Annotated in this window: 1 rRNA gene; it reads right to left on the minus strand. The window is 57.2% G+C overall.

What is annotated here, in order from left to right:
• A 16S ribosomal RNA gene (locus QSK18_RS35715) occupies positions 1-353 on the minus strand; the annotation flags it as partial.

The following is a 353-nucleotide window of genomic DNA, read 5'->3' on the forward strand; positions in this document are numbered from 1 at the left end:
CCCCATGTCAAGCCTTGGTAAGGTTCTTCGCGTTGCATCGAATTAATCCGCATGCTCCGCCGCTTGTGCGGGCCCCCGTCAATTCCTTTGAGTTTTAGCCTTGCGGCCGTACTCCCCAGGCGGGGCGCTTAATGCGTTAGCTGCGGTACAGAACACGTGGAATGTGCCCCACACCTAGCGCCCAACGTTTACGGCATGGACTACCAGGGTATCTAATCCTGTTCGCTCCCCATGCTTTCGCTCCTCAGCGTCAGTTACAGCCCAGAGACCCGCCTTCGCCACCGGTGTTCCTCCTGATATCTGCGCATTTCACCGCTACACCAGGAATTCCAGTCTCCCCTACTGCACTCTAG

It is taken from the genome of Kineosporia sp. NBRC 101677, from assembly GCF_030269265.1.
GTDB classification, from domain to species: Bacteria; Actinomycetota; Actinomycetes; order Actinomycetales; family Kineosporiaceae; genus Kineosporia; species Kineosporia rhizophila.